Raw genomic sequence first — 23398 nt, 5'->3', positions numbered from 1 at the left:
AGTTCCACTATGAGTGCTCTTTCAAAGGGATGGTCCGCGGCCGCTCCAGCCAGGCACCTTCGCCATCGGGAACAATTTCGACCACGTCGACTTGCGAACCGCTGATGGCGACGATCCGCCCATCGTTACGCCCCAGGTAATCGCCGACTTTCAGCCGATGCACGCCACCCGCCCCGCGCAGCAGCGCAAAGGAGCCGGTTGCATTGGAGAGGGTGCCGACCATTTCAAATTGCTCGATGTTGAAACCTTCGAGGTACTGCTTGACCCGATCGGGGTCAGGTTTGACGTTACGCGAGCCATGCTTCTGGCCGGCCAGATCGACTCTGACCTGTCGGGAAAAGGGGCTACGCAGGTTGGCAGCGTTGTAGGTGAATGTCGGGTAAGACTGGAATGTCGGCGTAGGTTCAATCTTGCCGGGCGCACGCAGGCGCACTTCATTCAGGTAAGCGTCCAGATCGCTGAAGTCATTGCCGCCGCCACAACCAGCCAGGGCGACCAGGCACATAATCATCGACACGCAACGAATCGGGCTCATTTCTGCAACCCCTTGTCGTTGTAGCGATAGGTCTTGGCCAGGATGCTCATGCGCAATTTCGGACCGCCATCGGGGGTGGCCGGCGCCAGGTCGAAGTCATGCAGGGTGACGATCCGCGGTAACCCGGCCACGCCGCTGACGAAAGTGGCCAGGTCATGATAAGCGCCGGTGACGGTGATCTGGATAGGGAGCTCGATGTAGAACTGCTGCGCGGTCTCCGGGAGCAGTTTGATTTCTTCGAACTCCAGGCCACTGCCCAGACCGGTACGAGTGATGTCCTCCAGCAGGCCGGGGACTTCGGTGTCGCTGGGCAATTGCCGTAGCAGCATGCCGAAGGAGTTTTCCATTTCCTTCATCTGCTGGGTGTACAGCTCCAGATTAGCCGCCATGTGAGCTTTGGTCGCAAATTGCTCCTTGAGCGTCGACTCTTCCTCTCGTCTGAGCTCGAGATGGTTTTGCAGATCGCTGATCAAGAAGCTGTAGCCCAGGGCCAGCACCAGAACCATGAGCAGGACACTGGCCAGGACTTTGATCGCGGCCGGCCAGGAACCTATGTTGTTGGTGTCCAGATCGTTGATGTCGATCTGGCGTAGCCCTTCAAACCATTCGGACGGCTTCATTTAGCGACCCCCGCTACGGGCTGAGTCTGACGGACGGTCAATTGAAAAACATTGGCCTGATCCAGCTGGCCGGCGGTGGTCGATTTGACTTCAGTGAGGTTGGGCGCATCGAACCAGTCGGAAGCATCAAGATTACGCATCAAATCCGAAACACGATTGTTGGATTCCGCCGCGCCGGTGACGGACAAGGTTTTGCCAACCATTTTCACTTCAGTGAAATAAACCCCGTCGGGCAAAGTACGCGCCAACTGATCGAAAATCCTCCCGCTGATCGGCCGGTTGCCTTGCAGGTCCTGAATTATGCGCATGCGCTCGACGAGTTGCTGTCGACGTGCCTTCAGATCGCTGATCTGTTTGATCCGCTCATCGACCACGGCAATCTGCTTGCCGATGTAATCGTTACGCGCCACTTGCTCATTAATGGCGCCGTTAATGACCTGGTCCGTGATCATCAGCGCGCCCACCGTCCCCACCAACACACCGACCAACACCAGCAAAAAGCGTTTGCGACGCTGTTCGCGCAACTCTTCACGCCAGGGCAATAGATTGATCCGCGCCATCAGTCGAAACTCCTGAGAGCCAGCCCGCAGGCGATCATCAGTGCCGGGGCATCGGCCGCCAGGGCACCGGCGTTGACCTTGCTGCTCAGGGTCATGTCGGAGAATGGATTGGCCACCAGGGTCGGCGTATCCAGTCGTTGCTCGATCAATCGATCCAGCCCGGGAACCGAAGCGGTCCCGCCGGCCAGGAGGATATGATCGACCGAGTTGTACTGACCGGAGGCATAGAAAAACTGCAGCGAACGCGACACCTGTTGCACCAACGCCTCCCGAAACGGCTGCAACACCTCGCTGACGTAATCGTCCGGCAAACCGCCCTGCTTCTTCGCCAACCCCGCCTGCTCGACCGTCAGGCCATAACGACGCTGGATCTCTTCCGTCAGTTGACGGCCGCCGAACAGTTGTTCGCGTGTGTAGATGATCTGCCCGTTGTGCAGCACGCTCAGCGTGGTCATGGTGGCGCCGATATCGACAACCGCCACGGTCAGACGCTCCTGGGAAGCAGCCAATTGGGTTGCCAGCAGGCCGAACGATCGCTCCAGAGCATAAGCTTCGACATCCACCACTCGCGCGGTCAATCCGGCCAGGGCCAGAGCTGCTTCACGAACTTCGACGTTTTCTTTGCGACAGGCCGCCAGCAGCACATTGACCCGCTCGGAGTTGCGCGCCGATACGCCCTGCACTTCGAAATCGATCGCCACTTCGTCCAGTGGGTAAGGGATGTATTGATCGGCCTCGATCTTCAGCTGGTTTTCCATCTCGTCGTCGGAAAGACCGGCATCCATCTCGATGGTCTTGGTGATCACCGCCGAACCGGCCACCGCCACAGCAACGTTCCTGAGGCTGGTTTTGGCCTTGAGCAGCACACGCGCAAGGGCCTGCCCCACGCCTTCGAGCTCGGCGATATTTTTCTCGACCACGGCACTGGCGGGCAGCGGCTCGACCGCATAGGCCTCGACCCGATAGCGGTCGCCCTGGCGACTTAGCTCCAGTAGCTTCACCGACGTGGAGCTGATGTCGATCCCCAGAAGCGCACTGGCTTTTTTATTGAAGAGTCCTAGCACTACCAATTCCCTATGACTATCCGTGAGTTACGGACTCTGTAATATCCATTGCGTTCAATACCCCCCGTCTTGACAGAAGCGCAAATGACGCCCCCGACGGAAAAATGCTTATAATGCCGAGCGTTTTTTCCGCTTTCACTGCAAGCGCGGGTCACTCTTTGTATAGCCTGAACCCTGATGCCTAATTCATTCTTTGCCCTGGATATCCAAAAGCCTTGATTCGTCTGCTGAAATTTTTCGGTTGGTCCATCGTCGCCGTTTTCTGCGGACTGCTTCTGGGTCTGAGCGGCGCCTTTCTTTACCTTAGCCCTGGATTGCCGTCCGTGGAGGCGCTGAGAAGTATTCAGTTGCAGATTCCTTTGCGGGTGTACAGCAGCGACAACAAGTTGATCGCAGAATTTGGCGAAATGCGCCGTACTCCGATCCGTTTCGCCGACATTCCCCCCAATTTCATCAATGCGTTACTAAGTGCTGAAGACGATAATTTCGCCAACCACTACGGCGTCGATCCCAGCAGCCTGATGCGTGCCGCCACCCAGCTGGTAAAGAGCGGACACATTCAGTCCGGAGGCAGCACCATCACCATGCAGGTGGCGAAGAACTTCTTCCTGACCAGCGAGCGCAGCTTCTCGCGCAAAACCACCGAAATCCTCTTGGCCCTGCAGATCGAACGGCAGTTGACCAAGGACGAGATTCTCGAGCTGTACGTCAACAAGATCTATCTGGGCAACCGCGCCTACGGCATCGAGGCGGCAGCGCAGGTCTATTACGGCAAGTCGATTCGTGACGTCAGCCTGGCGCAGATGGCGATGATCGCCGGCCTGCCAAAAGCCCCGTCGCGCTTCAACCCGCTGGCCAATCCGACCCGCAGCAAAGAGCGTCGCGACTGGATCCTGGGGCGCATGTATAAGCTCGGCAAAATCACCGAAGCCGACTACACCACTGCGATCAATGAGCCGCTGAACGCCAGCTACCATGTGCCGACTCCGGAAGTGAACGCGCCGTACGTCGCCGAAATGGCCCGTGCCGAAATGGTCGGCCGCTATGGCAGCGATGCGTACACCGAAGGTTTTCGTGTCACCACCACAGTCCCGAGCAATTTGCAGGAGATGGCCAACACCGCGGTTCACGAAGGCTTGATGACCTACGACCAACGGCACGGTTATCGCGGCCCCGAGTCACGCCTGCCGGGTAAAACCCGAGAGGCCTGGACTCAGGAGCTGACCAAACAGCGAATCATCAGCGGCCTGGAACCGGCGATCGTGACCCAGGTCGACAAGAACGGCGTGCAGGTGCTGACCCGCACGGGTACCGGCGAAGAGCACGTCGCCTGGGACACCATGAAGTGGGCTCGTCCGTTCCTGAACACCAACAGCATGGGCGCCAATCCGAAGCAGCCGTCAGATGTCGCGCAGGTCGGTGATCTGATTCGCGTGCAACGTCAGCCAGACGGTTCGCTCAAATTCAGCCAGATTCCGCAGGCTCAAGGCGCACTGGTTTCCCTCGACCCGCAGAACGGTGCCATTCGTTCGCTGGTCGGTGGTTTCGCCTTCGAACAGAGCAACTACAACCGCGCCATGCAGGCCAAGCGTCAGCCGGGCTCGAGCTTCAAGCCGTTCGTCTACAGCGCCGCCCTGGACAACGGCTACACCGCCGCCAGCCTGGTGAACGACGCACCGATCGTGTTCGTTGACGAATACCTGGACAAGGTCTGGCGTCCAAAGAACGACACCAACACCTTCCTCGGTCCGATCCGCATGCGTGAAGCGCTCTACAAGTCGCGCAACCTTGTGTCGATTCGCCTGCTGCAAGCGCTGGGTGTCGACCGCACCATCGACTACATCAGCAAGTTCGGCTTCAACAAGCAGGACCTGCCGCGCAACCTGTCTCTGGCCCTGGGCACCGCAACCTTGACGCCCATGGAAATCGCCACCGGCTGGAGCACCTTCGCCAACGGCGGCTACAAGATCACCCCGTACATCATCGACAAGATCGAAAGCCGCAACGGCGACACGCTGTTTGTTGCCAACCCGCCGAGCGTTCCAAAAGGCGCCGTCGCCAGCGATGGCATCGCCGTGCCGGCCTCCAACACCTTCACAGTCAACGCCATTCCAGGCGAAGCACCGAGCACCCTGCCAGCACCACAAACACCAGCCGTGGCCGAGCGCATTGTCGATGGCCGCACCACCTACATCCTCAACAGCATGCTTGAGGATGTGATCAAACTCGGTACCGGCCGCCGCGCGCTGTCCTTGGGCCGTAGCGACATCGCGGGCAAGACCGGCACCACCAACGAATCCAAGGACGCCTGGTTCTCCGGTTACAACGCCGATTACGTGACCACCGTCTGGACCGGTTTCGACCAGCCGGAAAGCCTGGGTAAACGCGAGTTCGGCGGCACCGTGGCCCTGCCGATCTGGATGAACTACATGGCGGCGGCCCTTAAAGACAAGCCGCCTCACACCCAGGCGGAGCCGGAAGGCATCCTCAGCCTGCGGGTTGACCCCGTCAGCGGCCGTGCAGCCAGCCCTGGCACGCCAGGCGCCTACTTCGAACTGTTCAAGGCCGAAGACACGCCACCGTCGGTGAACGAGCTGGGTAACGGCAATGTGCCGGGCAGCCCGTTGCCAGCGGATGAGGCGGCGCCGATCGATTTGTTCTGATCGTGTAGCAACACCCAAAAGCCCTGCCTTCGAAAGAAGAGCGGGGCTTTTTTTGGCCTGCCGATGGTTCCCACGCTCTGCGTGGGAATGCAGCCCGGGACGCTCCGCGTCCCTTTCTAAAGCTGGAACGCGGAGCGTCCCTTGAGGCATTCCCACGCAGAGCGTGGGAACGATCAAACTCTCAGATACAAAAAAGCCCCGACTCAGAGTGAGCCGGGGCTTTTGGTTGAAGCGCTACAACGGCTTAGCCGTTGAACACGTCATCCACGCTCTTCAGCGGGTAGTTCTTCGGATACGGCAGGGTCGCCACACCGGTCTCGATCGCAGCCTTGGCCACGGCATCGGAGATCAGGGTGATCAGACGGGCATCCATTGGTTTCGGAATGATGTACTCACGACCGAATTCCAGCTTGATGCCGCCGTAGGCATCGCACACTTCCTGAGGCACTGGCAGCTTGGCCAGTTCACGCAGGGCGTTAGCGGCAGCCACTTTCATTTCTTCGTTGATGCGCTTGGCGCGAACGTCCAGGGCACCACGGAAGATGAACGGGAAGCCCAGTACGTTGTTGACCTGGTTCGGGTAGTCCGAACGGCCGGTGGCCATGATCACGTCGTTACGGGTGGCGTGGGCCAGTTCCGGGGCGATTTCCGGGTCCGGGTTGGAGCAGGCGAACACGATCGGGTTCGGCGCCATGCGCAGCAGGTTCTCAGCGCTCAACAGGTTCGGGCCCGACAGACCGACGAATACGTCGGCGCCATCCAGCGCGTCAGCCAGGGTGCGCTTCTCGGTCGCGTGAGCGAAGACAGCCTTGTACTGATTCAGGTCGTCACGGCCGGAGTGGATCACGCCGGTACGGTCAACCATGAAGATGTTTTCGATATTGGCGCCCATGCTCACCAGCAACTTCATGCAGGAGATGGCGGCAGCGCCGGCACCCAGGCAGACGATCTTGGCTTCTGGCAAGGTTTTACCGGCGATTTCCAAGGCATTGATCATGCCGGCCGCGGTCACGATCGCGGTGCCGTGCTGATCATCGTGAAATACCGGAATATCGCACTGCTCGATCAGAGCACGTTCGATCTCAAAGCACTCAGGTGCCTTGATGTCTTCCAGGTTGATACCACCGAAGGTGATGGAAATACGCTTGACGGTGTCGATGAAGGCTTGCGGGCTTTCGGAGTCGACTTCGATGTCGAACACGTCGATGCCGGCGAAGCGCTTGAACAATACGCCCTTACCTTCCATAACCGGCTTGGAAGCCAATGGGCCCAGGTTACCCAGGCCGAGAATCGCGGTGCCATCGGAAATGACTGCAACCAGGTTGCCCTTGCCGGTGTATTTGTAGGCCAGTTCAGGATCGCGGGCGATTTCGCGTACTGGTTCGGCTACGCCGGGGCTGTAGGCCAGCGACAGATCGCGGGCGGTAGCGGTGGCCTTGGTGAGCTCGACACTCAGCTTCCCTGGACGGGGATGGGCGTGATATTCGAGAGCGGCAGTTTTCAAATCAGACATAGGGGCATTCCGCTTTTTACTGTTGGACAGACGGACCGCCGAGGATACTCGCCTCGCAAAGTCCTCACAAGACTGACCAGTCACCCCTGTCAAGCGCCCGGCCCTACGACTTTGGGCCAAGAGCCACGGAACACAAGGGATAGACTGTTCACAATCGATAGAAAAAATGTCTACAAGTTTTTCTTACGGCGCCGCCTGCAACATCGCCGGATCGGTCAGCGGCAGAAGCCAGCGCGCCTGTCCCGGTTTCAACCCACCGCGGCGCGAACGATCCACCACCCAGCCACGAGCCTCGATTTGCTTGCCTTTGAGCTGTTCAAGCGATGCAACATCGAATTGGTCCAGCATATTGGGTGCAACCCGCAATACAACCGAATCCTGCAACTCGATCCAAACCCCGCCGCGATTGCGCTGAACCTTGCTCACACGACCACTGAGCATGGCGAAGCCGGACGCGCTGATCTGCTCCGCTTTCAGTACAGGTGATTGTCGCCACAGCCCAAGACCGGCCCGACGCGCACTGCGCTCTGCCGCTTGCTGGCAGGCGACCAAATCGATATTCGGTGCTACCGCCACCTGAAAACCGAGGCCCTCAGCAAGCATTTGCGCTTCGAGGTTGGCCCCATCGACGCCATAGACATGGGCCAGAGTCCGGCCGTAATGATCTTTGCTTTCTTTACCTGGCAGCAAACTGACCTGCCCATCGCTGGCGGCCACCAGAGCTTCAAGGCGTTTGCGCGCGGCCACGGCGAACGGTTCGTCGGAACGCCCCTGCTTGCCCAGCTCCGGCGTGTTCAAACCGATCATTCGCACACTGCGGCCATCGCGCAGGCGCAAGGTGTCGCCATCCACCACCCGCTGCACCGCGACCGACGTCAGCCCGCTCGGCGCCGGGCAGAAGGCCTGGGCAGCGGAAAGCCAAATCGCGGACACAAAAAAGGCGCCCGCGAGGGACGCCTTTTTCATCAGCAAGGAAAAGCCCATCGGGCCTTTCAACCTTACTCTGCAGCAGCTGGAGCTTTCTTGCCGAAAGCGCCGAAACGGTCTGCGAAGCGCTGCACACGACCGCCAGTATCCAGAGTCTTCTGCTTACCGGTGTAGAACGGGTGGCACTCGTTGCATACGTCGATCGCCAGAGGCTTGGCCAGGTTCGAACGAGTTTCGAACTTGTTGCCACAGCTGCAGGTAACTGCGGTGATTTCGTATGTTGGATGGATATCGGCTTTCATGATGTATTCCTCAGGCTAGCGTGCCGCCACTCAACACCATTGTTGAATACCGCACGTAATTAGGCCGCGGATTCTACCAGACAATGCCATTCACGCAAGCTGTCGCTTAAACCAGTCGTCTGCTAGGCTCCCGGCCTTCTTCATCGCCCTCTCATCGAGAAAACAATCGCGTGCCCAACGCCATTTTGCGCCTCGCCCTGCCTTCGCCCCTGCGCCGCCTGTTCGATTACCGTGCCCCGGCCGGAGTCCTGCGCGCCCAGTTGCACCCGGGCATGCGCTTGCGGGTGCCGTTCGGTCGGCGGGAGATGATCGGGATTCTGGTGGAGGTCACCGACACCAGCGAAGTGCCGGCAGAAAAGCTCAAACCGGCCCTGGCGCTGCTCGATGCCACGCCACCCCTGCCGCCAGCGCTGTTCAAACTGTGCCTGTGGACTTCCCAGTATTACCAGCACAGCCTAGGCGATACGTTGAGCTGGGCACTGCCGGTACTGTTGCGACAGGGTGAACTGGCCGAAGCTCGTCAGGAGCGCTTCTGGTCCGCCGCGCCCGGGGCGAGCCTCGATGATCCGCGCATCGCCCGCGCCCCGCGACAACGTGAAGCACTGGCGACCCTGGCTCAGCATCCCCACGGCGTCGCTCATCAGCTTCTGAGCAAACTGATGCTGAGCAAGGACAGCCTCGATCTATTGCTGGCCAAGGATTTGGTGCAAGTAGAAATCCGCAGGCACGCGCCCGGTGCGCGCCACGAACACTGGCTGGCGCAACCGGAATTGCCGCTCAACCCCGAGCAGCGCGCCGCTTACGAGGCGATTCGCGCCGGGTTCGACAGTTATCACGCGTTCCTGCTGGCCGGCGTCACCGGCAGCGGCAAGACCGAAGTGTATTTGCAGCTGATCCGCGAAACCCTCGAGGCCGGCAAGCAAGCCCTGGTGCTGATCCCGGAGATCAACCTCGGCCCGCAAACCCTGGCGCGCTTCGAGCAACGTTTCAATGCGCGCATCGCGCTGATCCACTCCGCCGTCAATGACCGCGAACGCCTGGAAGCCTGGCTGGCGGCACGGGATGGCGAGGCCGACATTATTATCGGTACCCGCTCGGCACTGTTCACGCCAATGAAGAACCCCGGCCTGATCATCATCGATGAAGAGCATGACGGCTCCTATAAACAGCAGGAAGGCCTGCGCTACCACGCCCGCGACCTGGCCCTGGTTCGCGCCCGGCAGGAAAACATCCCGATTGTCCTCGGATCCGCCACACCCTCGCTGGAAAGCCTGCAAAACGCCTACACCGGTCGTTACGGTCTCTTACGCCTGAATGAGCGGGCCGGCGGCGCCAAGCAACCGCGCTTTCTGCGCCTGGACGTGAAAAGTCGCCCGCTGGACAGCGGCATTTCCGGACCGATGCAGCAAGCCATCGGTCAGACCCTGGCCGCCGGCCAGCAGGTGCTGGTGTTCCTCAACCGCCGAGGGTTCGCTCCGACGCTGCTGTGCCACGACTGCGGCTGGATGTCCGAGTGCAAGCGCTGCGATGCGAGGATGACTGTGCACCAGCGCTCAGGCGAACTGCGTTGTCACCATTGCGGCGAAGTCGAGCGGGTGCCCCGCCACTGCCCGAAATGCGGCAAAGTCGATTTGCGTCCCGTGGGCGCTGGCACCGAGCGTGCCGAAGAGCGGCTGGGCATCCTGTTTCCCGGTGTTCCGGTATTGCGGGTCGATCGCGACAGCACCTCGCGCAAGGATGCGATGAATCAGCTGTTCGCCACCATTCAGAAAGGCCAGCCGTGCATTTTGGTGGGCACGCAGATGCTTGCCAAAGGGCACCACTTTCCACGGGTGACGCTGGTGTCGATTCTGGATGCCGACGGCGGACTGTTCTCCGGTGATTTCCGCGCCAGCGAACGCATGGCGCAGTTGATCGTCCAGGTCGCCGGGCGCGCGGGGCGGGCCGAAGAGCCGGGCAAAGTGATTATCCAGACGCACCTGGCAGACCATCCTCTGTTGGTGCAACTGACCGAGCAGGGCTATTTCGCTTTTGCCGAACAGGCGCTGAGCGAACGCCGCTCCGCAGGGCTCCCGCCGTTTGCGCATCTCGCGCTGCTGCGGGCCGAAGCGCATAAACCGGGGCAGGCCGAAGGCTTCCTCGATGAGGCGTGCAGCGAGGCTGAGCGCTTGCTGGCCGAGCAGAATCTGTCCGGGATCGAGTTACTGGGGCCAGTGCCGGCACCGATGGAGCGTCGAGCCGGGCGTTATCGTGCACAGTTGTTGCTGCAGGCCACGGCCCGGGCGCCGCTGCATCGATTGCTGAGCAGTTGGTTGCTGGTTTTGGAGCAGATGCCGAGTGGGCGGGCGGTGCGTTGGTCGCTGGATGTAGATCCGGTCGATTTGTATTGATTGACAACCTGTGGCGAGGGAGCTTGTCGGAACGCCGCGCCGTCCCGTTCGACTGCAAAGCAGTCGCAAAAAAGGTATGCCGGGTCTTTCAGACAAATCATAGCGCCTGATTTCAGGGCCGCTTCGCGCCCCAACGGGAGCAAGCCCCCTCGCCACAGGTAATCATCCGCCGTAAGTCCACAATGAACCTACAATGGTTGGCAAGCCCGTCTTCGCAACGGATAATGCCCAGTTTTTCCACCAGCGCATCGATGCGCCGCCGCGCTAGCGGTCGAAAGAGAAGACCATGAAAGACACCATTCGCCAGCTGATCCAACAAGCCATCACCCAACTCGTCAACGAAGGTGTGTTGCCTGAAGGCCTGTCGCCGGCGATCCAGGTGGAAAACTCTCGCGACAAGAAAAACGGCGACTTCGCCAGCAACATCGCCATGATGCTGGCCAAACCGGCGGGCATGAAACCCCGTGACCTGGCCGAGAAAATCATCGCCGCGTTGCCGGCTGACGAGAACGTTTCCAAAGCCGAAATCGCCGGTCCTGGCTTCCTGAACTTCTTCCAGAACACTCAAGCCCTGGCGACCCGCCTGGACGCGGCTCTGGCCGACGACCACGTCGGCGTGCGCAAGGCCGGCCCGGTGCAGCGCACTGTGGTAGACCTGTCGGCGCCGAACCTGGCCAAAGAGATGCACGTCGGCCACTTGCGCTCGACCATCATCGGCGACGGCGTCGCGCGTGTTCTGGAGTTCCTCGGCGACGAAGTGATCCGCCAGAACCACGTTGGCGACTGGGGCACCCAGTTCGGCATGCTGATGGCTTATCTACAGGAAAACCCGATCACCAGCGACGAGTTGTCGGACCTGGAAAACTTCTACCGTGCCGCCAAGCAACGCTTCGACGAGTCCGAAGAATTCGCTGATCGCGCCCGTGGTCTGGTGGTCAAGCTGCAAGCCGGCGACCCGGACTGCCTGGCGCTGTGGACCAAGTTCAAAGACATCTCGCTGTCGCACTGCCAGAAAATCTACGAACTGCTGAACGTCAAACTGACCATGGCCGACGTGATGGGCGAAAGCGCCTACAACGACGACCTGATCAACGTAGTCAACGATCTCAAGGCCGCTGGCCTGCTGGTCGAAAGCAACGGTGCCCAGTGCGTGTTCCTTGATGAATTCAAGAACGCCGACGGCGACCCGCTGCCGGTGATCATCGTCAAGGCCGATGGCGGCTACCTCTACGCCACCACCGACCTGGCGGCTGTGCGCTACCGCAGCGGCGTGCTGAAGGCTGATCGCGCGCTGTACTTCGTCGACCAGCGTCAGGCCCTGCACTTCCAGCAAGTGTTCCAGGTCGCGCGCCTGGCCGGCTTCGTGACGCACCCGATGGAAATGGAACACATGGGCTTCGGCACCATGAACGGCGCCGACGGTCGTCCGTTCAAGACCCGTGACGGCGGCACCGTGAAGCTGATCGACCTGCTGACCGAAGCCCAGGAACGCGCCTACACGCTGGTGAAGGAGAAGAACCCGGAGCTGGCCGAAGACGAGTTGCGCAACATCGCCAAGGTCGTGGGCATCGGCGCCGTGAAATACGCCGACCTGTCCAAGCACCGCACCAGCGACTACAGCTTCAACTTCGACCTGATGCTGAACTTCGAAGGCAACACCGCGCCATACCTGCTGTACGCCTACACCCGCGTGGCCGGTGTGTTCCGCAAGCTCGGCAAGGACTTCAGCGAAGTCGAAGGGCAGATCGTCCTCGAAGCCGCCCACGAACATGAGCTGGCGGCGAAACTGGCGCAGTTCGGCGAAATCCTCAATAACGTGTCCGACAAAGGCACGCCGCACATCCTCTGCACCTACCTGTACGATGTTGCCGGCCTGTTCTCCAGCTTCTACGAGAACTGCCCGATCCTCGGCGCCGACACCCCGGCGCAAATGCAGAGCCGTCTGCGCCTCGCCGCGCTGACCGGCCGCACTCTCAAGCAAGGCCTGGAACTCTTGGGTCTGGAAACTCTGGAGCGTATGTAAGTTGGCTGCCAAGAAAAAACCTGCACCCAAGCGTGGCGCCAGCCGTTACCAAGCCCCTGCAAAGCAACCGATCCCGGGCTGGCTGTGGATGGCCATCGGCCTGACGGTCGGCGCGTTCATTGTGTTCCTGATGAAGCTGGAGCCGGGCAAGGGCAGCGATACCGTCAAGCGCGAGAAGATCGAGCAGCAGAAAGCCACCAAGATCGCCGAGGCCAACAAGACCCCGCCGAGCCCGACGCAACCGGTGAAGCCGAAGTATGACTTCTACACCTTGCTGCCGGAATCGGAGGTGATCGTGCCGCCGGACGCAGTGCCGGAGAAAACCCTGCCGACACCACAAGTGCCGGCCATCCCGACCACGCCGGTGACGCCAGCGGAAGCGGCGAAGATCGACACGGCCCGGGCTCAAGCGGCATTGGCCGGCATTACCCCGCCGCCAGCGCCACCCGTGGCGAAAGCGGCGCCGGTGACCAAGTTCTTTCTGCAGGCCGGTTCGTTCCGCAAGGAAGCCGATGCCGACAAGGTGCGTGCGCAGATCATTCTGCTGGGTCAGGCGGTGGCGGTTGAATCCGGCACTGTGAAGGACGAAACCTGGTATCGGGTGCTGGTCGGCCCGTTCAGCAACCGTGAACAGCTGACCACCGCCCAGAAGCAACTGGCTGGCAGCGGCTTCAGCAACCTGCTGTTACAACAACGTCAGAGCCGCTGATCCCGCGCCCGATCGTTCCCACGCTCTGCGTGGGAATGCAGCCCGGGACGCTCTGCGTCCCTTCCGGCGCCGGAACGCGGAGCGTCCCTTGAGGCATTCCCACGCAGAGCGTGGGAACGATCGTCTGTCAGGCACCGCTCGTCCCCTCTCCCGTCCTACAGTTGAAAAACGCTCCACCACCCCCATATGAGTTGGCAGAAGGCATTTTCGCCCCGCTGCGTGGAGACTCTCCCTTGACCACCATCGTTTCAGTTCGCCGCCACGGCAAAGTCGTCATGGGCGGCGACGGCCAGGTTTCGCTCGGTAATACCGTAATGAAAGGCAACGCGAAGAAAGTTCGCCGCCTCTACCATGGCCAGGTTATCGCCGGTTTTGCCGGGGCCACCGCTGACGCCTTCACCCTCTTCGAGCGTTTCGAAGGCCAGCTTGAGAAACATCAGGGTCACCTGGTTCGCGCCGCCGTCGAACTCGCCAAAGAATGGCGCACCGACCGTACCCTGAGCCGCCTCGAAGCCATGCTCGCGGTCGCCAACAAAGATGCCTCCCTGATCATCACCGGCAACGGTGACGTGGTTGAACCCGAAGAAGGCCTGATCGCCATGGGTTCCGGCGGCGGCTACGCCCAGGCTGCTGCGAGTGCGCTGCTGAAGAAAACCGATTTGTCGGCTCGGGAAATCGTCGAAACCGCCTTGGGCATCGCTGGCGACATCTGCGTGTTCACCAACCACAACATCACCATCGAGGAGCAGGATCTCGCTGAGTAAGCCTGTTTCGGCCTAGCGCCACGGCTCACTTTTGCTTGAGGACCGCCAATTACTATGCCCATGACCCCCCGTGAAATCGTCCACGAACTCAATCGCCATATCATCGGCCAGGACGATGCCAAACGCGCCGTCGCCATCGCCTTGCGCAACCGCTGGCGCCGGATGCAGTTGCCCGAAGAGCTGCGCGTCGAAGTCACCCCCAAGAACATTCTGATGATCGGCCCGACCGGTGTCGGTAAAACCGAAATCGCCCGTCGCCTGGCCAAGCTCGCCAACGCGCCGTTCATCAAAGTCGAAGCGACCAAGTTCACCGAGGTGGGCTACGTTGGCCGTGACGTCGAATCGATCATTCGTGATCTGGCCGACGCTGCGATCAAACTGCTGCGCGAACAGGAAATGACCAAGGTTCGCCACCGCGCCGAAGACGCCGCCGAAGAGCGCATCCTCGACGCTTTGCTGCCACCGGCACGCATGGGCTTCAGCAACGAGGACTCCGCGCCGTCCCAGGATTCCAACACCCGTCAGCTGTTCCGCAAACGCCTGCGTGAAGGTCAGCTGGATGACAAGGAGATCGAAATCGAAGTGGCCGAAGCGACCGGCGTCGATATCTCCGCGCCACCGGGCATGGAAGAAATGACCAACCAGCTGCAGAGCCTGTTCGCCAACATGGGCAAGGGCAAGCGCAAAAATCGCAAGCTCAAGGTCAAGGAAGCGCTGAAACTGGTTCGCGACGAAGAAGCCGGTCGCCTGGTCAACGAAGAAGAACTGAAGGCCAAGGCCCTGGAAGCCGTTGAACAGCACGGTATCGTGTTCATCGACGAAATCGACAAAGTCGCCAAGCGCGGCAATTCCGGTGGCATCGACGTGTCCCGCGAAGGCGTACAGCGTGACTTGCTGCCGCTGATCGAAGGCTGCACCGTCAACACCAAACTGGGCATGGTCAAGACCGACCACATCCTGTTCATCGCTTCCGGTGCGTTCCACCTGAGCAAGCCGAGCGATCTGGTGCCCGAGCTGCAAGGTCGCCTGCCGATTCGAGTCGAGCTCAAGGCCCTGAGCCCGGAAGATTTCGAGCGCATCCTCAGCGAGCCGCATGCATCACTCACCGAGCAGTATTGTGCACTGCTGAAAACCGAAGGCCTGAACATCGAGTTCCAGCCGGACGGCATCAAGCGTCTCGCCGAGATCGCCTGGCAGGTCAACGAGAAAACCGAAAACATCGGTGCCCGTCGCCTGCACACCCTGCTCGAGCGTCTGCTCGAAGAGGTGTCGTTCAGCGCCGGTGATCTGGCCAGCACCCACGAGGACAAGCCGATCCTGATCGATGCCGATTACGTCAACAGCCACTTGGGCGAATTGGCGCAGAACGAAGACCTGTCCCGTTATATCCTGTAAGCAACACTTGTAGGAGCGAGCTTGCTCGCGATGGTGTGTCAGACACATTGATGTTGACTGACACACCATCGCGAGCAAGCTCGCTCCTACAGGGGTTCCATCCATAACGGAACTCAGGCCATGACCCAACTCCCCACCGACATCAAACTCCACAAAGCCTCAAAAACCCTCACGCTCAAATACGCGTCCGGCGAGGAATATCACCTGAGCGCCGAGTTTCTTCGCGTGCACTCTCCTTCCGCCGAGGTCCAGGGCCACGGCAAACCTATCCTGCAATTTGGCAAGATCGCCGTAGGCCTGAGCAAGGTCGAACCGGCCGGTCAGTACGCACTGAAATTGACCTTCGACGACGGCCACGACAGCGGCTTGTTCACCTGGGAATATCTCTATCAGCTAGCAGTGCGCCAAGAAGATCTCTGGAACGATTATCTTGCTGAACTCAAAGCGGCTGGAAAGACCCGTGATCCGAATGAGTCGGTCGTCAAGCTAATGCTCTAACTCAGGCCTCTGGCTATTTAGAGGGCATTTTCTAATTCCATCTGTTTGAATGCTCCGCTGCGGTGTCAACGATTGGCCCGCTTGCGAAAAAAATTAAACTCGGGTAACCAATGGAGCTGGCAAGTTCCGTGCAGTGCTCTCTGAACTAAAAAGCAGCGATGCGCAATTTACAGTCACCCGAGCAGTAGTACCTGGCGTGCTGTGTGACTACACAGCTGGACTCAGGTACTCGTCTCAGGACAATGGAGCGTCGTAGATGAGTAACAAGCTTAACGATGACTTGAAATTTCAGGCTTCGGAAAACACCTTGGGGCTGAATCCTGTTGTTGGACTACGTAGAAAGGATCTCTTGGGCTCTGCCCGCATGGTGCTGAGCCAGGCCATCAGGCAACCTATCCACAGTGTCAGGCATGTCGCCCATTTCGGCATCGAACTCAAGAACGTGCTGCTGGGAAAATCCGAGCTTCAACCGCAAAGTGATGACCGTCGCTTCCTTGACCCGGCGTGGAGTCAGAACCCGCTCTACAAACGTTATTTGCAAACGTATCTGGCGTGGCGCAAGGAGCTTCACGCGTGGATCGATGACAGCAACCTCTCGCCCAAAGACGTCGCTCGCGGTCATTTCGTGATCAACCTCATGACCGAAGCCATGGCCCCGACCAACACGGCGGCCAACCCGGCGGCGGTCAAACGCTTCTTCGAAACCGGTGGCAAGAGCCTGCTCGACGGTCTCTCCCATCTGGCCAAGGATCTGGTGCACAACGGCGGCATGCCGAGCCAGGTCAACATGGGCGCGTTCGAAGTCGGCAAGAGCCTGGGCGTGACCGAAGGCGCAGTGGTGTTTCGCAACGACGTACTGGAGCTGATCCAGTATCGACCGATCACCGAGCAGGTGCATGAACGCCCGCTGCTGGTGGTGCCGCCACAGATCAACAAGTTCTACGTTTTCGACCTGAGCCCGGACAAGAGCCTGGCGCGCTTCTGCCTGCGCAACAACGTGCAGACATTCATCGTCAGCTGGCGCAACCCGACCAAGGAGCAGCGCGAGTGGGGTCTGTCGACCTACATCGAAGCGCTCAAGGAAGCGGTCGATGTCGTCACCGCGATTACCGGCAGCAAAGACTTGAACATGCTCGGTGCCTGCTCCGGCGGCATCACCTGCACCGCCCTGCTGGGTCACTACGCAGCGATCGGCGAGAAGAAGGTCAACGCCCTCACCCTGCTGGTCAGCGTACTGGACACCACCCTGGACAGCGATGTGGCCCTGTTCGTCGACGAACAGACACTCGAAGCCGCCAAGCGCCATTCCTACCAGGCCGGTGTGCTGGAAGGTCGCGACATGGCGAAAGTCTTCGCCTGGATGCGTCCCAACGACCTGATCTGGAACTACTGGGTCAACAATTATCTGCTGGGTAATGAACCGCCGGTTTTCGATATCCTGTTCTGGAACAATGACACCACCCGGTTGCCGGCGGCGTTCCACGGTGACCTGATCGAGATGTTCAAAAACAATCCACTGATCCGCTCCGATGCCCTGGAAGTGTGCGGCACGCCGATCGACCTCAAGCAGGTCACCGCCGACATCTTTTCCCTGGCCGGTACCAACGATCACATCACTCCGTGGAAGTCCTGCTACAAATCCGCGCAGCTGTTCGGCGGCAAGGTCGAATTCGTGCTGTCCAGCAGCGGGCATATCCAGAGCATTCTGAACCCTCCGGGCAATCCGAAAGCACGCTACATGACCAGCACCGACATGCCGGTCAAAGCCGAAGAGTGGATGGAAAATTCCACCAAGCACACCGATTCCTGGTGGCTGCATTGGCAGGCGTGGCAAGCCGAGCGTTCGGGCAAACTGAAGAAATCCCCCGCCAACCTTGGCAACAAGGCCTATCCAGCGGGTGAAGCTTCGCCGGGTACTTACGTGCATGAACGTTGAGCTTCAAATAACTCGTAGTCCGCGGCACTGGGAGGTGCCGCGATCTCTATCGATTACTCTCGAGGCCAGCCTCGAACATTCTGCGACGGCCCGGGACGGCTCGATCAGCGTTTAAAAACTACAGGGCTCTGTGCATGCCGCAACCGTTCGTCTTTCGTACCGTCAACCTGGATGGCCAGACCCTCCGCACTGCGGTACGCCCCGGCAAGCCTCACTTGACGCCCTTGCTGATTTTCAACGGCATCGGCGCCAACCTGGAGCTGATATTTCCGTTCGTCCAGGCACTTGATCCGGACCTGGAAGTCATTGCCTTCGACGTACCTGGCGTCGGTGGCTCATCGACTCCCAACCGCCCGTATCGCTTTTCGGGCCTGGCGAAACTCACTGCACGAATGCTCGACTATCTCGATTACGGGCAAGTCAACGTGATTGGCGTTTCGTGGGGTGGCGCCTTGGCGCAGCAGTTCGCACATGACTATCCCGAGCGCTGCAAGAAGCTGGTGCTGGCGGCCACGGCGGCCGGTGCCGTGATGGTTCCGGGCAAGCCGAAAGTACTGTGGATGATGGCAAGCCCCAGGCGCTACATCCAGCCATCCCATGTGATCCGCATCGCACCGATGATCTATGGCGGCTCGTTCCGTCGCGATCCGACCCTTGCTGCCAGTCACGCCGCCAGGGTTCGTTCGGCAGGCAAACTCGGGTATTACTGGCAGCTGTTCGCCGGCCTCGGCTGGACCAGCATTCACTGGCTGCACAAGATCAACCAGCCGACCCTGGTGTTGGCCGGCGACGATGACCCACTGATCCCGCTGATCAACATGCGCATGCTGGCCTGGCGAATTCCCAATGCCCAACTGCACATCATCGACGACGGCCATCTGTTTTTGATTACCCGGGCCGAAGCGGTGGCACCGATCATCATGAAGTTTCTTGAGGAAGAGCGTCAGCGCGCAGTGATGCATCCGCACCCCGCGCCATCAGGTGGCTAATCGGCCCAATGTGGGACGGCAGGACGCCGTACCGCGCAACAATCGGCAACAACGTCTATGGTGTTTTGTTCGGTGAGTTTGTTTTTGGCCTGATGACGAAGGAGTGTTAACTCATGCGCGACAAACCGGCGAAGGGCTCTTTGCCCACTCCCGCTGCCTTCATCAATGCACAAAGTGCAGTGACCGGTCTGCGCGGCCGGGACCTGTTTTCGACCTTGCGCAGCCTGGCCACCCATGGCCTGCGCAACCCGGTGTACACGGCCCGGCATGCCTTGAAGCTGGGCGGCCAGTTGGGCCGCGTACTGCTGGGTGAAACCTTGCACCCGACCAACCCGCAAGACAGTCGCTTTGCCGACCCGACGTGGAGCCTCAATCCTTTTTATCGCCGCAGCCTGCAGGCCTATCTGAGCTGGCAGAAAGAAGTCAAAAGCTGGATCGACGAGAGCAACATGAGCCCGGACGATCGCGCCCGCGCCCACTTCGCCTTTGCCTTGATCAACGACGCCGTGGCGCCGTCCAACACCCTGCTCAATCCGCTGGCGATCAAGGAATTTTTCAACTCCGGCGGCAGCAGTCTCGTGCGGGGTATCGGCCATCTGCTCGACGACCTCCTGCACAACGACGGCCTGCCCAGACAGGTCACCAAGCAATCGTTCGAGGTGGGCAAAACGGTTGCCACCACTACCGGCTCCGTGGTGTTTCGCAATGAGCTTCTGGAGCTGATCCAGTACAAGCCGATGAGCGAAAAACAGTATTCAAAGCCATTGCTGATCGTGCCGCCACAGATCAACAAGTACTACATTTTCGACTTGAGCCCCGGCAACAGCTTCGTCCAGTACGCCCTTAAAAACGGTTTGCAGACCTTCATTATCAGCTGGCGTAATCCCGATGTGCGTCATCGCGAATGGGGGTTGTCGTCTTACGTCGAAGCCGTCGAAGAAGCAATGAATGTGTGCCGGGCGATCACCGGCGCTCGCGAGGTCAACCTGATGGGGGCTTGCGCCGGCGGGCTGACCATCGCCGCGCTGCAAGGGCATTTGCAGGCCAAGCGGCAGCTACGACGGGTATCCAGCGCGACCTACCTGGTCAGCCTGCTCGACAGTCAGATCGACAGCCCGGCCACCCTCTTCGCCGACGAACAGACGCTGGAAGCGGCCAAACGCCGTTCCTATCAGAAGGGCGTTCTGGAGGGTCGTGACATGGCCAGGGTGTTTGCCTGGATGCGTCCCAACGACCTGATCTGGAATTACTTCGTCAATAACTACCTGCTGGGCAAGGAGCCACCGGCGTTCGACATTCTCTACTGGAACAACGACAACACGCGCCTGCCAGCCGCGTTTCATGGCGACCTGCTGGACTTCTTCAAGCACAACCCGTTGAATCATGCAGGCGGGCTGGAAGTGTGCGGCACGCCGATCGATCTGCAGAAAGTCACCGTCGACAGTTTCAGCGTGGCGGGCATGAATGATCACATCACCCCGTGGGATGCCGTGTATCGCTCGACATTACTGCTGGGGGGCGAGCGGCGCTTCGTGCTGGCCAACAGTGGTCATGTGCAGAGCATTCTCAACCCACCTAATAATCCGAAAGCCAACTATGTCGAAAATCCGAAACTGAGCAGCGACCCGCGGGCCTGGTATTACGATGCCAAGCGCGTCGATGGTAGTTGGTGGACACAATGGCTGAGCTGGATTCAGGAGCGCTCCGGCGCGCAACGTGAAACCCAGATGGCCCTCGGCAACCAGAATTATCCACCGATGGAGGCAGCACCCGGTACTTACGTGCGCGTGCGCTGACGTTCAACGAACCACGGCCGCCAATGGCCGTGGCATGACTCGACCATTAAGAAGACTGGATGAAAACCCGCGACCGGATTCTCGAATGTGCCCTGCAGTTGTTCAATCAGAAGGGCGAACCGAACGTCTCCACCATGGAGGTTGCCAATGAAATGGGCATTAGCCCCGGTAACCTCTACTACCACTTCCATGGTAAGGAACCGCTGATCCTCGGGCTGTTCGAACGCTTCCAGGCCGAACTGACGCCCTTGCTCGATCCTCCGTCCGATGTGGAATTGGCACCCGACGATTACTGGCTGTTTCTGCACCTGATCATCGAACGCCTGGCCCATTACCGGTTTCTGTTCCAGGACCTGTCGAACCTTGCCGGCCGCCTGCCGAAACTGGCCAAGGGGATACGCAACTTGCTCAATGCGCTGAAACGCACTCTGGCTTCATTGCTGGCACAATTGAAGGCTCAAGGTCAGTTGGTCAGTGACACCCAGGCGCTGGGGCAGTTGGTGGAACAAATCACCATGACGTTGCTGTTCTCGCTGGACTATCAGCGGATTCTCGACCGTGAAGGTGAAGTGCGGCTGGTGGTGTACCAGATCATGATGCTGGTGGCGCCGCATTTGCTGCCGCCGATAAAAATCGCGACTGAGCGGTTGGCGTTGCAGTACCTCGAAGAGCACGACTGATCCTGTGGGTCTTCGGTGCTCTCCAGAATGCATGCACCAACAAAAACGCCCGACCTTCGCAGGCCGGGCGTGATCGTTCCCATGCTCCGCGTGGGAATGCAGCCGGTGACGCTTTGCGTCACTGCCGCAATGGACGCGGAGCGTCCGGTGAGGCATTCCCACGCGGAGCGTGGGAATGATCATCAGGACTGACTGGTTGGCGTCGATGGAGCCGGCGCGGCAGTCTGGGTTACAGCAGGGGTCGGTGCAGCGGCGGAGTTCGCCGTGCTCACCGGGGTTGCCGGTTTGGCGGCAGCCACTGCGGGTTTCGGTGCAACCGCTTTCGCGGCTGCCGGCTTCTTCACTGCTGGCTTCTTCGCTGCAGCGGGTTTGGCCACTGCGGTTTTAGCTGCAGGTTTGGCGGCTGGTTTTGCGGCCGCTTTGGTTGCAGGTTTCGCTGCGGCAGTTTTGGTTGCCGGTTTAGCGGCAGCCTTGGCCAATGGTTTGGCAGCGCTTTTGGCTGCTGGTTTGGCCGCCGCGGTTTTCGCCGCAACAGGGGCAACCTTGGCACCGGTGAGTTTCTCGATCTGCTTGGTCAGGGTATCGACCTTGCTGTGCAGTGCCTTGACCTCATTGCGGCTCGGTACACCCAGGCGCGAAATGGCGCTGTTCAGACGCTTGTCGAAAGCCCCTTCCAGCTCATCCCATTTGCCCAGTGCGCGATCTTTCACGCCGCTGATGCGCGACTTGGCCGACGAAGCGGAATCCTTGGCGGCATCGACTTTCTTGCCGACAGCGCTCTTGGTGAGCTTCTCGGCTTTCTCGCCGTCCTTAACCAATGCATCGAAGAGTTTGCTGCCGTCGGTGTCAATCTTCGAGTACACGCCTAAACCAGCCAGCCAGATCTTGCGGGAGTAGTCTTCGACCTTCCCGATCCACGAGCTGCCTTCTTTTTCAGTCGTCTTTTTACCAGCCATCCCGTTCTCCTTAAGATTTACGCGCGACACGTTCGAGCAATGCCGTCAGCTCATCGAGCTTAGCAGAGAGTGTCTCAACGTCATGTTTAGACGGAATGCCGATACGATTCAAGGCACTTGCGATACGCGTATCGAAAGCCCGCTCGACCTTATCGAGTTGAAGTTCGACTTTGCCTTTGAAAGTGCTTACTTCACTCTTGGCTTCATCGATCTCGGCATTGGCCGCTTCAAGTTTTTCAGTGACGACTTTTTTACCTTTCTTTTCAACAGTTTGACCAGCCTTGATCAACTCTTGAACGTATTCGCTACCCTCTTGACCGACCTTGGTGTAAGCACCCAAGCCTGCCAGCCAGATCTTGCGGGCATACGATTTGACGTCGCTCAGCGTATTAGTCTCAACGTCGACTTTTTTCTTCAAAATAACTTTGGCCATGGTTCACCTCACGCGCAGAAGGGTCGAGGAACTGCCCGCAGAGAGTCGGGCTCAGGCACAAAGTAGTGAGAATAATTAGAAACGGCACCCTAACAAGTGACATAAACAAATGGGACTTGCCTGACATCAATTGTGGCGAGGGAGCCTGCTCCTGCCGACCGATCCGCGCCCGGGCGCAGCAGTCGCAGCGGGAGCAAGCTCCCTCGCCACAGTTGCGCGCGACCTTATGCCAATGCTTTATCGAGGGCCCTTTCGATTTCCGATTTGATGGTGCTACTCATGGCGGACATCAACAGGCCCAGTTCGACATCAACCTTGATCGAGTCCTCGCCTATGTATACCGCACCTTTCACACCGGAACGTTTGAGGTTCAGGGTATCCCCGGACCACTGCGGCTCCAGGCCAAATTGTTCGGACAGCTTCTGCGCCAACTTGTCGGCCTTCTCGCGGGCCGCTTCCTTACCCAGGCCGTGGGCACGTTCAACACTAATATGGGCCATCGAATGACTCCTGCTTTATGGATACTTCCTGAAAATCTTGACCGTTGCTGCGTCAAAACGTCCCGGTGATTGCCTATCTTACCTTCAGCCTTGCCAAGACAAAGCAGGCCACCGGGATTAGAATGCCCGCATTCTCTTTTGGTGA

General features: G+C 59.5%; 21 protein-coding genes. 11 read left to right on the top strand and 10 right to left on the bottom strand.

Going from position 1 to position 23398, the window contains the following annotated elements:
- Positions 1–7: 7 nt before the first annotated feature.
- The 4 genes from LOY56_RS01885 to LOY56_RS01870 are packed head-to-tail and all read right to left on the bottom strand — an operon-like array spanning position 8 to position 2779.
- On the bottom strand, positions 8–535 hold the full coding sequence (locus LOY56_RS01885) for a pilus assembly protein PilP (protein ID WP_258619259.1): 528 nt from the start codon (positions 533–535) through the stop codon (positions 8–10).
- Complete coding sequence (gene pilO / locus LOY56_RS01880; protein ID WP_258619258.1) at positions 532–1155, bottom strand: type 4a pilus biogenesis protein PilO; 624 nt, start codon at positions 1153–1155, stop codon at positions 532–534. Before pilO ends, LOY56_RS01885 begins: the two co-directional genes overlap by 4 nt.
- On the bottom strand, positions 1152–1715 hold the full coding sequence (locus LOY56_RS01875) for a PilN domain-containing protein (protein WP_258619255.1): 564 nt from the start codon (positions 1713–1715) through the stop codon (positions 1152–1154). The genes pilO and LOY56_RS01875 overlap by 4 nt, the downstream gene beginning before the upstream one ends.
- Complete coding sequence (locus tag LOY56_RS01870; protein WP_258619254.1) at positions 1715–2779, bottom strand: pilus assembly protein PilM; 1065 nt, start codon at positions 2777–2779, stop codon at positions 1715–1717. The genes LOY56_RS01875 and LOY56_RS01870 overlap by 1 nt, the downstream gene beginning before the upstream one ends.
- 218 nt (positions 2780–2997) lie before the next feature.
- Here LOY56_RS01870 and LOY56_RS01865 point away from each other — a divergent pair, with 218 nt between their 5' ends.
- On the top strand, positions 2998–5442 hold the full coding sequence (locus LOY56_RS01865) for a penicillin-binding protein 1A (protein ID WP_408980368.1): 2445 nt from the start codon (positions 2998–3000) through the stop codon (positions 5440–5442).
- A gap of 244 nt (positions 5443–5686) precedes the next feature.
- On the opposite strand, the gene LOY56_RS01860 is transcribed toward LOY56_RS01865, so the two are convergent.
- The 3 genes from LOY56_RS01860 to rpmE form a co-directional block, all read right to left on the bottom strand.
- A complete protein-coding gene (locus LOY56_RS01860) occupies positions 5687–6955 on the bottom strand; it encodes a malic enzyme-like NAD(P)-binding protein (protein ID WP_258619252.1) in 1269 nt (422 codons plus the stop codon).
- Between the two features lie 183 nt (positions 6956–7138).
- The gene (locus LOY56_RS01855; protein ID WP_258619251.1) at positions 7139–7939 is read right to left on the bottom strand and encodes a thermonuclease family protein; all 801 of its coding nucleotides are present in this window, start codon (positions 7937–7939) and stop codon (positions 7139–7141) included.
- A 14-nt stretch (positions 7940–7953) separates the two neighbouring features.
- Positions 7954–8184, bottom strand: coding sequence for a 50S ribosomal protein L31 (rpmE, locus tag LOY56_RS01850; RefSeq protein ID WP_007899231.1), 231 nt, complete (start codon positions 8182–8184; stop codon positions 7954–7956).
- Between the two features lie 170 nt (positions 8185–8354).
- Here rpmE and LOY56_RS01845 point away from each other — a divergent pair, with 170 nt between their 5' ends.
- The 10 genes from LOY56_RS01845 (at position 8355) to LOY56_RS01800 (ending at position 21364) form a co-directional block, all read left to right on the top strand.
- Positions 8355–10574: a primosomal protein N' gene (locus LOY56_RS01845; RefSeq protein ID WP_258619246.1), complete on the top strand. Its 2220-nt coding sequence runs from the start codon at positions 8355–8357 to the stop codon at positions 10572–10574.
- A 286-nt stretch (positions 10575–10860) separates the two neighbouring features.
- Positions 10861–12597, top strand: a complete 1737-nt coding sequence (gene argS / locus LOY56_RS01840) for an arginine--tRNA ligase (protein WP_258619239.1) — start codon at positions 10861–10863, stop codon at positions 12595–12597.
- A gap of 1 nt (position 12598) precedes the next feature.
- Positions 12599–13306: an SPOR domain-containing protein gene (locus LOY56_RS01835; RefSeq protein ID WP_030129222.1), complete on the top strand. Its 708-nt coding sequence runs from the start codon at positions 12599–12601 to the stop codon at positions 13304–13306.
- A gap of 233 nt (positions 13307–13539) precedes the next feature.
- Positions 13540–14070, top strand: coding sequence for an ATP-dependent protease subunit HslV (gene hslV / locus LOY56_RS01830; RefSeq protein ID WP_258619226.1), 531 nt, complete (start codon positions 13540–13542; stop codon positions 14068–14070).
- A gap of 54 nt (positions 14071–14124) precedes the next feature.
- Entirely contained in the window at positions 14125–15465 is a 1341-nt protein-coding gene (gene hslU, locus LOY56_RS01825; protein WP_258619225.1) for an ATP-dependent protease ATPase subunit HslU, read from the top strand.
- A 120-nt stretch (positions 15466–15585) separates the two neighbouring features.
- Positions 15586–15963 carry a DUF971 domain-containing protein gene (locus LOY56_RS01820; protein ID WP_258619223.1) on the top strand — a complete coding sequence of 126 codons (378 nt, stop codon included), beginning with the start codon at positions 15586–15588 and terminating at the stop codon, positions 15961–15963.
- 256 nt (positions 15964–16219) lie between these two features.
- Entirely contained in the window at positions 16220–17899 is a 1680-nt protein-coding gene (phaC, locus tag LOY56_RS01815; protein ID WP_258619221.1) for a class II poly(R)-hydroxyalkanoic acid synthase, read from the top strand.
- Positions 17900–18033: 134 nt separating this feature from the next.
- Complete coding sequence (gene phaZ / locus LOY56_RS01810) at positions 18034–18888, top strand: poly(3-hydroxyalkanoate) depolymerase (RefSeq protein ID WP_030129227.1); 855 nt, start codon at positions 18034–18036, stop codon at positions 18886–18888.
- 113 nt (positions 18889–19001) lie between these two features.
- Positions 19002–20684: a class II poly(R)-hydroxyalkanoic acid synthase gene (phaC, locus tag LOY56_RS01805; RefSeq protein WP_258619219.1), complete on the top strand. Its 1683-nt coding sequence runs from the start codon at positions 19002–19004 to the stop codon at positions 20682–20684.
- A gap of 59 nt (positions 20685–20743) precedes the next feature.
- Positions 20744–21364: a TetR/AcrR family transcriptional regulator gene (locus tag LOY56_RS01800; protein WP_258619218.1), complete on the top strand. Its 621-nt coding sequence runs from the start codon at positions 20744–20746 to the stop codon at positions 21362–21364.
- 182 nt (positions 21365–21546) lie between these two features.
- On the opposite strand, the gene LOY56_RS01795 is transcribed toward LOY56_RS01800, so the two are convergent.
- The 3 genes from LOY56_RS01795 to LOY56_RS01785 all read right to left on the bottom strand — a co-directional run bounded on the left by LOY56_RS01795 (position 21547) and on the right by LOY56_RS01785 (position 23253).
- Positions 21547–22320, bottom strand: a complete 774-nt coding sequence (locus tag LOY56_RS01795; protein WP_258619217.1) for a phasin family protein — start codon at positions 22318–22320, stop codon at positions 21547–21549.
- Positions 22321–22330: 10 nt separating this feature from the next.
- Entirely contained in the window at positions 22331–22753 is a 423-nt protein-coding gene (locus LOY56_RS01790) for a phasin family protein (protein ID WP_258619216.1), read from the bottom strand.
- A 224-nt stretch (positions 22754–22977) separates the two neighbouring features.
- Positions 22978–23253 carry a polyhydroxyalkanoic acid system family protein gene (locus LOY56_RS01785; RefSeq protein WP_258619215.1) on the bottom strand — a complete coding sequence of 92 codons (276 nt, stop codon included), beginning with the start codon at positions 23251–23253 and terminating at the stop codon, positions 22978–22980.
- Positions 23254–23398 lie beyond the last annotated feature (145 nt).

This window comes from Pseudomonas sp. B21-048 (assembly GCF_024748615.1).
Classification (GTDB): Bacteria; Pseudomonadota; Gammaproteobacteria; order Pseudomonadales; family Pseudomonadaceae; genus Aquipseudomonas.
Note: the sequence above shows the minus strand (reverse complement) of the source record. Positions and strands in the feature narration are given on the sequence as shown.

Excerpts from the sequence above, each read along its gene's own strand:
- phaC (WP_258619219.1), top strand. The coding sequence starts at position 19,002 with ATGCGCGACAAACCGGCGAAGGGCTCTTTGCCCACTCCCGCTGCCTTC.
- LOY56_RS01855 (WP_258619251.1), bottom strand. The coding sequence starts at position 7,939 with ATGGGCTTTTCCTTGCTGATGAAAAAGGCGTCCCTCGCGGGCGCCTTT.
- LOY56_RS01875 (WP_258619255.1), bottom strand. The coding sequence starts at position 1,715 with ATGGCGCGGATCAATCTATTGCCCTGGCGTGAAGAGTTGCGCGAACAG.
- LOY56_RS01785 (WP_258619215.1), bottom strand. The coding sequence starts at position 23,253 with ATGGCCCATATTAGTGTTGAACGTGCCCACGGCCTGGGTAAGGAAGCG.
- hslU (WP_258619225.1), top strand. The coding sequence starts at position 14,125 with ATGCCCATGACCCCCCGTGAAATCGTCCACGAACTCAATCGCCATATC.
- LOY56_RS01885 (WP_258619259.1), bottom strand. The coding sequence starts at position 535 with ATGAGCCCGATTCGTTGCGTGTCGATGATTATGTGCCTGGTCGCCCTG.
- pilO (WP_258619258.1), bottom strand. The coding sequence starts at position 1,155 with ATGAAGCCGTCCGAATGGTTTGAAGGGCTACGCCAGATCGACATCAAC.
- argS (WP_258619239.1), top strand. The coding sequence starts at position 10,861 with ATGAAAGACACCATTCGCCAGCTGATCCAACAAGCCATCACCCAACTC.
- LOY56_RS01820 (WP_258619223.1), top strand. The coding sequence starts at position 15,586 with ATGACCCAACTCCCCACCGACATCAAACTCCACAAAGCCTCAAAAACC.
- LOY56_RS01795 (WP_258619217.1), bottom strand. The coding sequence starts at position 22,320 with ATGGCTGGTAAAAAGACGACTGAAAAAGAAGGCAGCTCGTGGATCGGG.
- phaC (WP_258619221.1), top strand. The coding sequence starts at position 16,220 with ATGAGTAACAAGCTTAACGATGACTTGAAATTTCAGGCTTCGGAAAAC.
- LOY56_RS01790 (WP_258619216.1), bottom strand. The coding sequence starts at position 22,753 with ATGGCCAAAGTTATTTTGAAGAAAAAAGTCGACGTTGAGACTAATACG.
- LOY56_RS01860 (WP_258619252.1), bottom strand. The coding sequence starts at position 6,955 with ATGTCTGATTTGAAAACTGCCGCTCTCGAATATCACGCCCATCCCCGT.
- LOY56_RS01800 (WP_258619218.1), top strand. The coding sequence starts at position 20,744 with ATGAAAACCCGCGACCGGATTCTCGAATGTGCCCTGCAGTTGTTCAAT.
- rpmE (WP_007899231.1), bottom strand. The coding sequence starts at position 8,184 with ATGAAAGCCGATATCCATCCAACATACGAAATCACCGCAGTTACCTGC.
- phaZ (WP_030129227.1), top strand. The coding sequence starts at position 18,034 with ATGCCGCAACCGTTCGTCTTTCGTACCGTCAACCTGGATGGCCAGACC.